Annotated in this window: 14 protein-coding genes; 10 read left to right on the top strand and 4 right to left on the bottom strand. The window is 60.2% G+C overall.

Translation table 11 applies throughout. From position 1 onward, the window contains the following. Positions 1-71 precede the first annotated feature (71 nt). The 4 genes from CS390_RS18605 (at position 72) to CS390_RS18620 (ending at position 4764) form a co-directional block, all read left to right on the top strand. Positions 72-2837: a response regulator gene (locus CS390_RS18605; RefSeq protein ID WP_099775567.1), complete on the top strand. Its 2766-nt coding sequence runs from the start codon at positions 72-74 to the stop codon at positions 2835-2837. A 67-nt stretch (positions 2838-2904) separates the two neighbouring features. Further along, positions 2905-3894 (top strand): 2-hydroxyacid dehydrogenase, encoded by a 990-nt coding sequence (locus CS390_RS18610; protein ID WP_099775568.1) that lies wholly within the window; start codon positions 2905-2907, stop codon positions 3892-3894. Between the two features lie 31 nt (positions 3895-3925). After that, positions 3926-4363, top strand: coding sequence for a hypothetical protein (locus CS390_RS18615; protein ID WP_099775569.1), 438 nt, complete (start codon positions 3926-3928; stop codon positions 4361-4363). Next, entirely contained in the window at positions 4360-4764 is a 405-nt protein-coding gene (locus CS390_RS18620) for an META domain-containing protein (protein ID WP_099776761.1), read from the top strand. The genes CS390_RS18615 and CS390_RS18620 overlap by 4 nt, the downstream gene beginning before the upstream one ends. Before the next feature lie 87 nt (positions 4765-4851). Here the strand turns inward: CS390_RS18620 and CS390_RS18625 are convergent, their stop codons facing one another. Then, positions 4852-5316: a TlpA disulfide reductase family protein gene (locus tag CS390_RS18625; RefSeq protein WP_099775570.1), complete on the bottom strand. Its 465-nt coding sequence runs from the start codon at positions 5314-5316 to the stop codon at positions 4852-4854. Positions 5317-5402: 86 nt separating this feature from the next. Here CS390_RS18625 and arsC point away from each other — a divergent pair, with 86 nt between their 5' ends. The 3 genes from arsC to CS390_RS18640 are packed head-to-tail and all read left to right on the top strand — an operon-like array spanning position 5403 to position 6773. Then, a complete protein-coding gene (arsC, locus tag CS390_RS18630) occupies positions 5403-5756 on the top strand; it encodes an arsenate reductase (glutaredoxin) (protein ID WP_065761846.1) in 354 nt (117 codons plus the stop codon). Next, positions 5753-6358, top strand: coding sequence for an NAD(P)H:quinone oxidoreductase (gene wrbA, locus CS390_RS18635; protein WP_065761847.1), 606 nt, complete (start codon positions 5753-5755; stop codon positions 6356-6358). The genes arsC and wrbA overlap by 4 nt, the downstream gene beginning before the upstream one ends. After that, positions 6351-6773 carry a DUF2069 domain-containing protein gene (locus CS390_RS18640; protein ID WP_065761848.1) on the top strand — a complete coding sequence of 141 codons (423 nt, stop codon included), beginning with the start codon at positions 6351-6353 and terminating at the stop codon, positions 6771-6773. Before wrbA ends, CS390_RS18640 begins: the two co-directional genes overlap by 8 nt. A gap of 28 nt (positions 6774-6801) precedes the next feature. On the opposite strand, the gene CS390_RS18645 is transcribed toward CS390_RS18640, so the two are convergent. Together CS390_RS18645 and ttcA are read right to left on the bottom strand one after the other, a co-directional pair. After that, complete coding sequence (locus CS390_RS18645; RefSeq protein WP_099775571.1) at positions 6802-7473, bottom strand: DNA-3-methyladenine glycosylase I; 672 nt, start codon at positions 7471-7473, stop codon at positions 6802-6804. Positions 7474-7497: 24 nt separating this feature from the next. Continuing rightward, entirely contained in the window at positions 7498-8322 is an 825-nt protein-coding gene (ttcA, locus tag CS390_RS18650) for a tRNA 2-thiocytidine(32) synthetase TtcA (RefSeq protein WP_065761337.1), read from the bottom strand. Positions 8323-8590: 268 nt separating this feature from the next. On the opposite strand from ttcA, the gene CS390_RS18655 reads away from it, so the two are divergent. Next, entirely contained in the window at positions 8591-9190 is a 600-nt protein-coding gene (locus tag CS390_RS18655; RefSeq protein WP_099775572.1) for a Yip1 family protein, read from the top strand. A gap of 128 nt (positions 9191-9318) precedes the next feature. Beyond that, entirely contained in the window at positions 9319-9813 is a 495-nt protein-coding gene (locus CS390_RS18660) for a SprT family zinc-dependent metalloprotease (RefSeq protein ID WP_099775573.1), read from the top strand. Positions 9814-9885: 72 nt separating this feature from the next. Here the strand turns inward: CS390_RS18660 and CS390_RS18665 are convergent, their stop codons facing one another. After that, a complete protein-coding gene (locus tag CS390_RS18665; protein WP_099775574.1) occupies positions 9886-11208 on the bottom strand; it encodes a dicarboxylate/amino acid:cation symporter in 1323 nt (440 codons plus the stop codon). Between the two features lie 415 nt (positions 11209-11623). On the opposite strand from CS390_RS18665, the gene CS390_RS18670 reads away from it, so the two are divergent. Then, the gene (locus CS390_RS18670; RefSeq protein ID WP_099775575.1) at positions 11624-12421 is read left to right on the top strand and encodes a dienelactone hydrolase family protein; all 798 of its coding nucleotides are present in this window, start codon (positions 11624-11626) and stop codon (positions 12419-12421) included. The last annotated feature ends 58 nt before the right edge of the window (positions 12422-12479 follow it).

Consider the following 12479-nt stretch of genomic DNA (forward strand, 5'->3'; position numbering starts at 1 on the left):
ATTTTCCGACTTGGGCCGCCACTTGGATCTTATGGCGTCTTACAGCAATTGCCTGAGCACAGGAGAGTGGCGTGCTGAATAGATTGGGTATCAGAAGCCGTGTGCTGTTGCTCGCGCTCTTGCCGACCAGCCTGATGGCGCTGGTACTGGGTGGCTATTTCACCTGGCTGCAGCAAAACGAGTTGCAGTCCCAACTGCTGCAACGCGGCAAGATGATTGCGGAGCAACTGGCCCCTCTGGTGGCACCGGCACTGGTCAGCAACAACCCCGCACAACTGGAGCGCATCGCCGCTCAGGCACTGGAACAAGCCGATGTACGTGCGGTAGGTTTTCTTGCGCCCGACCGCAGCAGCCTTGCCCATGCCGGACCGAGCATGCTCAACCAGGCACCCAATGGCGACACAACCCAGTTGTTGCAGCGCAGCGGCAGCGACGCGACGCGCTATCTGCTACCGGTATTTGGCCGCCATCGCGATCTGGCGGGCGAATTGATTCCCGGCGAATCCCACCGCCTGCTCGGCTGGGTGGAAGTCGAACTGTCCCATGACGGCACACTCCTACGGGGCTACCGCAGCCTCTTTGCCAGCATGCTGCTGATTTTCATCGGCCTGGTTGTAACCGCCCTGGTTGCCTTGCGCATAAGCCGGACCATTAACGGCCCTCTAGGGCAGATCAAGCATGCGGTGAACCAGCTCAAGGACGGCAACCTGGAGCAACGCCTACCTACGCTGGGGAGTTACGAACTGGATGAGCTGGCCGACGGCATCAACCGCATGGCCCAAACCCTGCAAAACGCCCATGAAGAACTGCAGCACAGCATCGACCAGGCAACAGAGGATGTTCGCCAGAACCTGGAAACCATCGAGATCCAGAACATCGAACTGGACATGGCGCGCAAGGAAGCCCTGGAAGCCAGCCGGATCAAGTCAGAGTTTCTGGCCAACATGAGCCATGAGATCCGCACCCCGCTCAACGGCATCCTCGGTTTTACTCACCTGCTGCAGAAAAGCGAGCTGAGCCCGCGCCAGCTTGAGTACCTGGGCACCATTGAGAAGTCTGCCGACAACCTGCTGGGCATCATCAACGAGATTCTCGACTTCTCGAAAATCGAGGCTGGGAAACTGGTGCTCGACAGTATTCCGTTCAACCTGCGCGACGTCATTCAGGAAACCCTGACCATTCTCGCCCCTTCGGCCCACGCCAAGCAGCTTGAACTGGTCAGCGTGATTTACCGCGACACCCCATTGTCGCTGGTTGGTGACCCGCTGCGACTGAAGCAGATCATCACTAACCTGGTCAGCAACGCCATCAAGTTCACGCGTGAGGGCACCATCGTCGCACGAGTGATGCTAGAGGATGACGACGATGATCAGGAGGACAGTGTCCACCTGCGCATCAGCGTTCAGGACACAGGCATCGGGCTGTCGCCGCAAGACGTGCGCGCCCTGTTCCAGGCATTCAGCCAAGCCGATAACTCCCTCTCCCGCCAGCCAGGCGGAACGGGGCTGGGGCTGGTGATTTCCAAGCGACTGATTGAACAGATGGGCGGCGAAATTGGTGTCGACAGTACCCCGGGCGAAGGCTCTCAGTTCTGGGTCAGCCTACGCTTGCCTAAAGCCCTGGATGATGCTGAAGACCTGCCGCCATCGTCGCTGCAGGGACGCCGCACCGCCATAATCGACCCACACCCCCTGGCGTGCCAGGCCCTGCAGCACCAACTGCAGGACTGCGGGCTGAGCATTACGGTGTTCAACACGCTCGATCAGTTGCTCAATGGCATGGATGCGGCTCGCCTGGCCGGCCAGCCATTTGAGCTGGCGGTGCTCGGCGTAAGCCTTGCCAACCTGTCCCCTGAGAGACTTGGTCAGCACGTGCAAACCCTCGAAAAACAGGGTTGCCAGACCATGGTGCTGTGCCCGACCACCGAGCAACGCGCGTTTCAAGCCTGCCTGCCGAACCCGCACAGCCAATTGCAGGTCAAACCAACCTGCACCCGCAAACTGCGCCGCGCTCTGCTGGATTTGACCGAACCACGACGAAGTGAGGAAGAGCTGACGCGTCAAGTGCCGGGGCAGCGCCAACCCAAAGTGCTGTGTGTCGACGACAACCCTGCCAACCTGCTCCTGGTACAAACACTGTTGGAAGACCTTGGCGCCTCGGTAGAGGCCGTCGATAGCGGCAGCGCGGCGATCAAGGCGGTACAGGAGGACTGCTTCGACCTCGTTCTGATGGACGTACAGATGCCGGGCATGGACGGGCGCGAATGCACCGAACAAATACGTCTCTGGGAAACCGCAAACGATAGCGCAGCGCTACCGATCGTGGCACTGACCGCCCACGCGATGGCCAACGAAAAACTCGCCTTGCTGCACAGCGGTATGGACGACTACCTGACCAAGCCAGTCAGTGAGCGGCAATTGGCCCAGGTCCTGCTGAAATGGACGGGGCTCTCACTGGCCAAGCCGCCTGTAGAACGTTTCAGCGAGCGCCCGGTCGACAGTGCCGAACTCAAAGTACTCGACCCGGAAGAAGGCCTGCGTCTGGCGGCAGGTAAACCGGACCTGGCGGCTGACATGCTGGCAATGCTGCTGGCCTCACTGGACGCCGACCGCGATGCCATCCGTACCGCACGCCATGCGAGTGACCGCACCGCGCTGATCGAACGGGTTCACCGTCTCAATGGCGCCACCCGCTATTGTGGTGTGCCACAACTGCGCGCCGCCTGCCAGCGCTGCGAGACGTTACTTAAACAAAATGCGCCGCAAGCCCAACAGGCCCTCGACGAACTGGATCGCGCCCTTGCCCGGCTCAGCGCCCAGGCGCGGCTGAGCGTCTGACCTGAGGCAAAGCCAGCGGCGTGGCGGTTGTTTAAACTGGCGGCATTCGATGCCAAGGAGCTTTGCCATGCGCGCACTATTTTTCAGCAGCCAGACATACGACCAGGAGAGTTTCCGTGCCGCGCCCGCCATTGAAGGGCTGACCCTGAACTTCCAGGCTGCGCGCCTGACCGAGGCTACCGCCATGCTGGCGGCAGGCCACGAGATTGTCTGCGCCTTCATCAACGATGATTTATCAGCACCGGTGCTGGAGCATCTGGCGGCCGGTGGCACGCGGCTGATCGCCTTGCGCTCGGCCGGCTATAACCATATTGACCTGAAGGCCGCCAAACGCCTGGGGCTGAGCGTGGTGCGCGTACCGGCCTATTCACCGCACGCCGTCGCCGAACACGCCGTGGCCTTGATTCTGGCCCTCAATCGACGCCTGCACCGGGCCTATAACCGCACCCGCGAAGGCGACTTCAGCCTGCATGGGCTGACAGGCTTCGACCTCTACGGCAAAACCGTCGGGGTGATCGGTACCGGCCAGATAGGCTTGGCCTTTGCACGGATCATGGCCGGCTTCGGCTGCCAGCTACTGGCCTACGACCCCTTCCCCAACCCTCAAATGCAGGACCTTGGCGCACGCTACCTGCCGTTGCCGGAGTTGTTGGCTCAGGCACGCATCGTCAGCCTGCATTGCCCCTTGACCGAGCAAACCCGCCACCTGATCAATCAGCAGAGCCTGGCGTTGATGCAACGCGGGTCGATGTTGATCAACACCGGCCGTGGCGCGCTGGTGGACACCCCAGCTCTGAGTGATGCCCTGAAAAGCGGCCAACTCGGCTACCTGGGCCTGGACGTCTACGAGGAAGAAGCACAGCTGTTCTTTGAAGATCGCTCCGACCAACCTCTACAGGATGATGTGCTGGCGCGGCTGCTGACCTACCCCAACGTGATCATCACCGCCCACCAGGCGTTCCTTACTCATGAAGCCCTGGCCGCCATTGCCCAGACCACCTTGGAGAACATTGCCCGCTGGGCGGTCGGGAATCCGCAGAATCTGGTCGAAGGTTGATGCTAGGATACGCGGCAGATTTGGAGGACCCATGGTCGAACACGATTTCCGCTACAACCTGTTTAATCCGCAACACACCCTGATCGAATGCCGCTCTCTGGCACCAGGTCGCTACCAGGTCACTGGCAATGGTGGCTCAATCCACAATGACGATGTCTTGCTGGTGACCCTCAAGGGCAGCAAGACCCTGTCAATGCGCCTTACCGTGGAAAAAGTACGCCACCTGATCAACCCGCCCGGTCAATGGGTAGCCGTGGCCAGTGGCCCGGTCTTCGGCGAACTGGCGATCCATCAGTGGCAAGTCAACTGCGACAGCTGCCAGGCCAGCCTCGACTTCGAGTTCGCGGTAGACGCCAAGCTGGGCAACAAGGCCCAACAACCCGCCGCCGTGGCGCGTATTGCCGAACTGGGTTGGACCACCCAGGGCGACAAACATACGTGCCCGAAATGCCGGGGGCAGGCGCAGTGAAACAACTTCTGTTATCGGCCCTGGCAGCCGCAGGCCTGGTCGGCTGCGCTGCCGAGCCAATGAAGCTGGAGCAGGAGCAAAGCTACATACTGGAATGGATTGGCGAACGGCCACTGATGGACTACAGCCACCTGACGCTGACCTTGGCAGCCGATGGCCGGGCGTATGGCAATGCAGGCTGCAACCACTGGTTCGCGCCGTACCAGCTGGACGGAAACAAACTGAGCTTCGGTAAAATTGGCAGCACCCGCAAGCGCTGCGCACCGGCACTGATGGAACAGGAGCAACGTTTCCTGCAGGCATTGGGAGAGGTACAACGCTGGGACATCTCGCCAATCGAACAGGTACGGTTCTGGCCAGCACAAGGCAAGCCACTGCGTTTTTGGCCTGAAGAAGGCTAAGTACCCGTCATGTTCTGCAGGGGCCGGCATTGCTGGCCCCTGCAGGGACGCGCAAACCACTGCCTGGCTGCGCGTGATACCGACGGATCAGGCGCCCTTGAGTGCCGTCAGCTTCTCGGTAATGCCCGCTGCGGTCTGCTCACCCAGCAACTGCTCGCGCACCTTGCCCTTGTCATCAATGATGTAGGTGACCGGCAAACCCTCACTGCGCGGCAACTCAAAGCGCTCGGCCGGGTCGTCAGCAAGCACGGTGAACCCGATCCCCAGCGCATCACTGGCCTTTTTCAGCTCATCACCGCGCAGGCCGTCGAAATTCACCCCGAGCACCGTCACGCCCTTGGCCTGCAGGTCTTTGGCCACTGCATTGAGCTCCGGAATCTCCGTACGGCACGGGCCACACCATTCAGCCCAATAGTTGAGCACCAGCCAACGCCCATCCACGTGCTCGGCCGCCACTTTGCGGCCATTTTGATCCAGCCCATAGTCTGCGCCGCAACCGCCGAGCAACAGGCTCGTAGTGATCGCCAGTACTGCTGCCAATCGCCTTGTCATGGGTCAATCCTTATTGAATATTCAAGCAAAATGCGAAGTCGCTGCGGTTAGAATAGCCGCCACTTCATGCTGGATGCGACCCGAACATGACCGACTTGACGCTTTACCATAACCCACGCTGCTCCAAATCCCGTGGTGCGCTGGAACTGCTCGAGGCCCGTGGCCTGGCGCCAACCGTAGTACGCTACCTGGAAACACCACCCGACGCGGCGACGCTGCGCAGCCTGCTCGGCAAACTGGGAATCACAGCCCGTGAACTGCTGCGCAGTGGCGAAGACGAGTACAAGAGCCTCGACCTGGCAAACCCTGCCCTATCCGAAGATGAACTGATTGCCGCCATGGTCAGCCACCCGAAACTGATCGAGCGACCGATTCTGGTCGCGGGCGACAACGCCGTGATTGGCCGGCCACCCGAAAAGGTGCTGGAGATCCTTTCGTGAGCACGCCCTACATCCTCATTCTGTATTACAGCCGCCATGGCTCCACCAGTGAGATGGCCCGGCAGATTGCCCGTGGCGTTGAACTGGGCGGCCTGGAAGCCCGTATTCGCACCGTACCGGCCATTTCCAGCGAGTGCGAAGCCGTTGCCCCGAGCATCCCGGAAAACGGTGCGTTGTATGCCAGCCTTGACGACCTGCGTAATTGTGCCGGCCTGGCACTGGGCAGCCCGACTCGCTTCGGCAACATGGCCGCACCTCTCAAGTACTTCATCGACAGCACCAGCAGCCTCTGGCTGAGCGGCGGCCTGGTCGGCAAACCCGCCGCGGTGTTCACCTCCACTGCCAGCCTGCATGGCGGCCAGGAATCGACGCTGCTGTCCATGCTGCTGCCGCTGATGCACCATGGCATGTTGATCATGGGCCTGCCCTACAGCGAGTCGGCGCTGCTGGAAACCCGTGGAGGTGGCACCCCTTATGGCGCCAGCCACCACGCCGGAGCTGACGGCAAGCGCGCCCTGGACGCCGATGAAATCGCCCTGTGCCGGGCGCTCGGCCAACGCTTGGCGAGCACCGCTACGCTACTGGAGAACGGCCGTGGCTAAGAAGCCGAAAGTACTGCCCCCACTGGAGTGGTTGGCTCCACGTGTGCGTATCAGCCGGGCGCTGAGCCTGGCGACATTCGTCGGCTTGATCGCCCTGTTGAGCGTCAACACCCTGCTGTTCGCCGAGCTGCATGGCGCGCGCTCCTGGGTGATTCTCGGCGTCGAACTGGTACCGTTGCTGATACTGATGCCAGGCATACTGCTGGGCAGTGCCCGGGCTCATGCCTGGATCTGCTTCGTGGTAAACCTGTATTTCATCAGCGGTGTACAGGCCACCTTCGTCCCGGACCGGGCACTGTTCGGCTGGCTGGAAGTGCTGCTGAGCCTGGCGCTGTTCATCAGCGCCTTGCTGTATGTGCGCTGGCGGTTTCAGTATGACCGCAAACTGGCGGGTGAAGGCTCGGCGCAACACTGAGCCCAGCGATCCCCCACCCGCCTTGACCTCAATGGTTAACGGTATGCGCCAGCATCACTGAGAGCTGACACAGTGGCCGCCCGCTTTCGGCGTGCCACTGATTGAACGCCGCCTGCACCCGCGCCAGGTCCCGCAGGCTGGTCGGCGCCTTGTCGATGATGTCCTGAGCCACAAGGGCCGCAACCATGTCGTCGGTAGGGATAAACGTATCCTTGCCGACCATGCGCAGAAAACGAGGTGCCGACAAGCCACCAAGCTGGTTGCCATGCTTGGCCAGGTACTTCCACAAACCGACGATGTCAGTCACTGGCCAGTCGGCGATCAAGGCGCCAAAGCTACCCCTCTCCTTTGCCACATCCAGCACCATCTGCGCATTGCGAGGCACGCTCTTGAGCTTGCCCAGGTGACGGATGATGCGGGTGTCCTGCATCAACCGTTCCAGATGCTCAGCGCCCATCAGCACGACCTTTTCCGGGTCGAAGCCGAAGAATACCTGCTCAAACGCCGGCCACTTGGCATCCACCAGGCTGTGCTTGAGCCCGGCGCGAAACACGCGCAGGGCCAGGGTCGACAGATAACGGTCGTCACTGATCGCACGCAACTGCGCCGGGGTGCGCGGCACCGGCAGATACGCCTCCAGCGCAGCGGCAGAGCCGAATCGGTTCAGGCAGTACTCATGCAGCCATTGATAATCACGCATGGCGGTTCCTTGCCGAGTGGTTCGTCAGATGTTCAGCACGTCGAGGAAGCGCGGCGTCGCGGTGTCGTCGATGCGCAGATTGACGAAATCGAACAGGTTGCGGTCGGCCAGTTGTGACGGCACCACGTTCTGCAGGCCACGGAAGATACTCTCGGTACGCCCCGGCGACTTGCGTTCCCACTCCTGAAGCATGTCCTTGACGACCTGACGCTGCAGGTTTTCCTGTGAACCACAGAGGTTGCACGGGATGATCGGGAATTCTTTCATGTCCGAGTAGGCCTGAATGTCCTTCTCGCTGCAGTAGGCCAACGGCCGGATGACCACGTTGCGGCCATCGTCGGCCAGCAGTTTTGGCGGCATGGCCTTGAGCGTGCCATTGAAGAACATGTTGAGGAAGAATGTCTCGACAATGTCATCACGGTGATGACCCAGGGCCATCTTGGTCGCGCCGATTTCGTCAGCGAAGGTGTACAGGGTGCCACGACGCAGGCGCGAGCACAGCGAGCAGGTGGTCTTGCCTTCCGGGATCAATTCCTTGACCACCGAGTAAGTGTCCTTCTCGACAATGTGGTACTCGATACCCAAAGTCTTGAGGTAGGCCGGCAGTACGTCCTCGGGGAACCCCGGTTGTTTCTGATCCATGTTCACCGCAACGATCTCGAACTTGATCGGTGCCACCTTCTGCAGGTGCAGCAGAACATCGAGCATGGTGTAGCTGTCTTTGCCGCCCGACAGGCAGACCATGACCTTGTCACCGTCTTCGATCATGTTGAAGTCGGTGACAGCCTCACCCGCGAGGCGGCGAAGGCGTTTTTGCAGTTTGTTCTGATTGACCGAAAGGGTGCCCATAGCGCTTGGAATCCGCGAGGTATGACAAAAGCCGACTATTTTACGCATAAACCGACTGGCGGCGTAGGCCAATCCGATAAAGACTGCATCGTGATTAACCCGTCGTCTGACAGCGCAATTTGCTCTAAAAACCCGGTTTTATGCAGCGAACTCCTTCCTATACTGCGACATAGGGCCACCGTGTATGTGACCTGGTCGTATGGCCCGAACCTCGGGCCAGCAAGCGCTCCTCTGGGGGGCGATGGCAACAACGAAAGGAGTGACTGGCATGATCCATCACGTTCTGGGGCTGTTTACCCATCCCGATCAGGAATGGCGAGAGATTCGTGGCGAAGAGGAAAGCATCAGCCACATGTACTTGACCCACACGTTGATACTGGCGGCAATTCCCGCCGTATCGGCATTTATCGGCACTACCCAGGTAGGCTGGGTCATCGGCGAGCGTGCGCCCGTCATGCTGACCATGGAAAGCGCGCTCTGGATGAGCATCATGTCGTACCTGGCCATGCTTGGCGGTGTTGCCGTCATGGGCGCGTTCATCCACTGGATGGCCCGCACCTATGATGCCAACCCCAGCCTGGCGCAATGCATCGCGTTTGCAACCTACACTGCCACCCCACTGTTCGTCGGGGGTCTGGCGGCGCTTTACCCACACCTGTGGCTGGGGATGATTGTCGGTACGGCAGCCATCTGCTACACGGTCTACCTGCTCTATGTAGGCCTGCCGACCTTCATGAACATACCCTCGGACGAAGGCTTCCTGTTTTCGAGTTCAGTGTTGGCGGTGGGACTGGTGGTGCTGGTAGCCATCATGGCCTTCACGGTAATCGTCTGGGGACTGGGCGTGGGCCCCATCTATACCAACTAGAAACACAGCAACATAGGTGCAACAAACCTCAGGCCGCCGCAAGGCGGCCTGATGCCGTGCATGGACCGGCGGTCTCGGCAGTGATGCTCAGGTTGCGGCATAATCGCCGGTCAGGAGTGTTCCCCGATATGCCCGAGCAACTCAAATCCCGCGTCGAAATTTGTTTCCAGCAGGCTGAAGCCTTTTTCAAACGCCCCTTCCAGCGCCCCGAAGTCAGTTTCAAGCTGCGTGGGCAGAAGGCCGGCGTGGCACATCTGCATGAGAACCTGCTGCGCTTCAACCTGCAGCTGTACATGGAAAACCGTGAAGACTTCCTGAAACAGACTGTCGCCCATGAAGTGGCCCACCTGGTTGCCCACCAACTGTTCGGTGGCAGCATTCAGCCCCATGGCGAAGAGTGGCAGTTGATCATGCGCGGGGTTTACGAACTGCCGCCGAATCGCTGTCACAACTACGCGATAAAGCGCCGCAGCATGACCCGCTACATCTACCGCTGCCCCTGTGCAGGTAGCGACTTCCCCTTCTCTGCCCAGCGCCACGGCATGGTACGCCAAGGGCGGCGCTACCTGTGCAGACGCTGTCGGCAGACCTTGGTATTCAGTGGGGAAACACGGGTGGAATAAACGACATCGCCGGCAAGGCTGGCTCCTGCATGAGGAGCCGACCTTGCCGGCGATGAGCACACCCCAGAATGCTTAGCGGGCAGCGCCTTCAGCCACACCCAGGTCATCGACTGGACGAGTGTCGATGATCGACGTGCCACCAGAGGCCAACTCGGCCTGCAGCTTGTCTTCGTCCAGTTCGTTGACCCACTTGGCCACCACCACTGTCGCCACGGCGTTGCCAATCAGGTTGGTCAGGGCACGGGCTTCGGACATGAAGCGGTCAATACCCAGGATCAGCGCCAGACCGGCAACCGGCAGGTGGCCAACGGCCGACAGGGTAGCGGCCAGAACGATGAAGCCGCTACCGGTCACGCCAGCAGCACCTTTAGAGGCAACCAGCAGCACCAGCAACAGGGTGATCTGGTGCGTGATGTCCATGGTGGTGTCGGTGGCCTGAGCAATGAACACGGCAGCCATGGTCAGGTAGATCGAAGTACCGTCAAGGTTGAACGAGTAACCGGTTGGGATCACCAGGCCGACAACCGACTTCTTCGCACCCAGGCGCTCCATCTTGATCAGCATGCGTGGCAGGGCCGACTCGGAAGACGAAGTACCCAGCACGATCATCAGTTCCTCACGGATGTAGCGGATCAGTTTGACCACGCTGAAGCCGTGGGCACGGGCGATACCGCCAAGCACCACCAGAATGAACACCACACAGGTGATGTAGAAGCAGACCATCAACTGGCCCAGTTGAACCAGCGAGCCCACGCCGTACTGGCCGATCGTGAAGGCCATGGCACCGAACGCACCGACCGGTGCCAGCTTCATGATCATGTTGATGATGTTGAACATCACATGGGCGAAGCGGTCGATCAGTTCCAGCAGTGGCTTGCCATAAGCGCCCAGGCGATGCAGGGCGAAACCGAAGATCACCGAGAACATCAGCACTTGCAGGATGTCGCCGTTGGCGAAGGCACCGACGACCGTGTTCGGGATGATGTTGAGCAGGAAGCCAACGGTGGTCTGCTGTGCGCCCGCTGCGGCATAGGCCGCGATGCTGCTGGCGTTCAGGGTCGACACGTCAATGTGCATGCCAACGCCCGGCTTGACCACGTTGACCACAACCAGGCCAATGATCAGTGCGATGGTGGAGACAATCTCGAAGTACAACAGCGCGTAGCCGCCGGTCTTGCCAACCGACTTCATGTTCTGCATACCCGCAATGCCGCTGACCACGGTGCAGAAGATGATGGGGGCGATGACCATCTTGATCAGCTTCACGAACCCGTCACCCAGTGGCTTGAGCGCCACACCGGTCTCAGGATAGAAGTGACCCAGCAGGATACCGATGGTGATCGCTACGATCACCTGGACATACAACGATTTGTACAGCGGCTGACGCGTCGTCATGGCTAATTCCTCAAGCGTACCGACCATCATCCTTCCCAGGATGCGGTGGTACCAAAAGCGCGAACCCTCCTGCACTGGAGGGATTTGTTTTGTCGAGCTGCCTGGCAGGACTCTGAAGGCTATTTAGCAATCACGATGCCAACGTGCGCTTTCTGGGTGCGAACCGCCGTTTCTCGGGGCTTGCATGCACTAGGAGGTGGCATAAAAAACGCTGCGCATTGGCGGATTTCCGCACGCAACCGGCGAAAAAACCTAACCAATGGCGGTAATCCGCCCACGCAGCCAGGGTTCGCCCTCAACCCGTTGCAGGATGGAGTGCGGAAGCTAGAGTAAGCAGGACATCCTGAACCGTCGCTGAGCGCTGTCCAAACAGCGGCTGAACACGATGGATCGACTCAAACGAGGAGTACCCGCCATGCGTTACCTGCTCGCACTTGCCTTGATCGGCGCCACAAGCCTGGCCCAGGCCGCTGTACAGACCCGCGAAATTGCCTATCAGGATGCCGACGGCAAGCGCCTGGTTGGCTATTACGCCTATGACGACAGCGTCGAGGAAAAGCGCCCGGGGGTGGTGGTGGTGCACGAGTGGTGGGGCCTGAATGACTATGCCAAACGCCGTGCGCGCGAGTTGGCGGGGCTAGGCTACAGCGCACTGGCCATCGACATGTACGGCGATGGCAAGCACACCGAGCACCCGGCAGACGCCATGACCTTCATGCAGGCGGCCATGAAAGACCCTGACGCGGCAGCCAAACGCTTCGATGCCGGTGTAGAGCTGTTAAAAATCCAACCGCAAACCGACAACAATCGAATTGCCGCCATCGGCTACTGCTTCGGCGGAAAAGTGGTGCTCGATGCCGCCCGCCGAGGCGAGCCTCTGCTCGGGGTCGTCAGCTTCCATGGCCCGCTGGCAACCAGCAACCCGGCAACACCCGGTAGCGTAAAGAGCAGGATTCTGGTGGAGCACGGTGCAGCAGACAGCATGGTCCCCCAAGAACAGGTGGATAAATTCAAGGACGAGATGAATGCGGCCGGTGCATCCTATGAATTCGTGAGCATCCAGGGCGCCAAGCATGGCTTCACCAACCCGGATGCTGACCGCCTCAGCCACGGCGAGCACGGCGGACCAGACATTGCCTACAACAAAAGCGCCGACGAAAGCGCTTGGGCAGACCTGCAGGTTTTCTTGAAAAAGGTGTTTACGCTGAACTGAAGTGCTGAGGGACGGCGCTTTGGCAGAAACGATGGGCTGGAAGGGGCGCTGGCCTGAC

It is taken from the genome of Pseudomonas sp. HLS-6 (assembly GCF_002753995.1).
Classification (GTDB): Bacteria; Pseudomonadota; Gammaproteobacteria; order Pseudomonadales; family Pseudomonadaceae; genus Aquipseudomonas; species Aquipseudomonas defluvii.

Bases quoted from the DNA above. Each gene is read 5' to 3' on its own strand.
- CS390_RS18655 (WP_099775572.1), top strand. From the start codon at position 8,591: ATGATCCATCACGTTCTGGGGCTGTTTACCCATCCCGATCAGGAATGG.
- arsC (WP_065761846.1), top strand. From the start codon at position 5,403: ATGACCGACTTGACGCTTTACCATAACCCACGCTGCTCCAAATCCCGT.
- ttcA (WP_065761337.1), bottom strand. From the start codon at position 8,322: ATGGGCACCCTTTCGGTCAATCAGAACAAACTGCAAAAACGCCTTCGC.
- CS390_RS18670 (WP_099775575.1), top strand. From the start codon at position 11,624: ATGCGTTACCTGCTCGCACTTGCCTTGATCGGCGCCACAAGCCTGGCC.
- CS390_RS18610 (WP_099775568.1), top strand. From the start codon at position 2,905: ATGCGCGCACTATTTTTCAGCAGCCAGACATACGACCAGGAGAGTTTC.
- CS390_RS18625 (WP_099775570.1), bottom strand. From the start codon at position 5,316: ATGACAAGGCGATTGGCAGCAGTACTGGCGATCACTACGAGCCTGTTG.
- CS390_RS18615 (WP_099775569.1), top strand. From the start codon at position 3,926: ATGGTCGAACACGATTTCCGCTACAACCTGTTTAATCCGCAACACACC.
- CS390_RS18660 (WP_099775573.1), top strand. From the start codon at position 9,319: ATGCCCGAGCAACTCAAATCCCGCGTCGAAATTTGTTTCCAGCAGGCT.
- CS390_RS18645 (WP_099775571.1), bottom strand. From the start codon at position 7,473: ATGCGTGATTATCAATGGCTGCATGAGTACTGCCTGAACCGATTCGGC.
- CS390_RS18665 (WP_099775574.1), bottom strand. From the start codon at position 11,208: ATGACGACGCGTCAGCCGCTGTACAAATCGTTGTATGTCCAGGTGATC.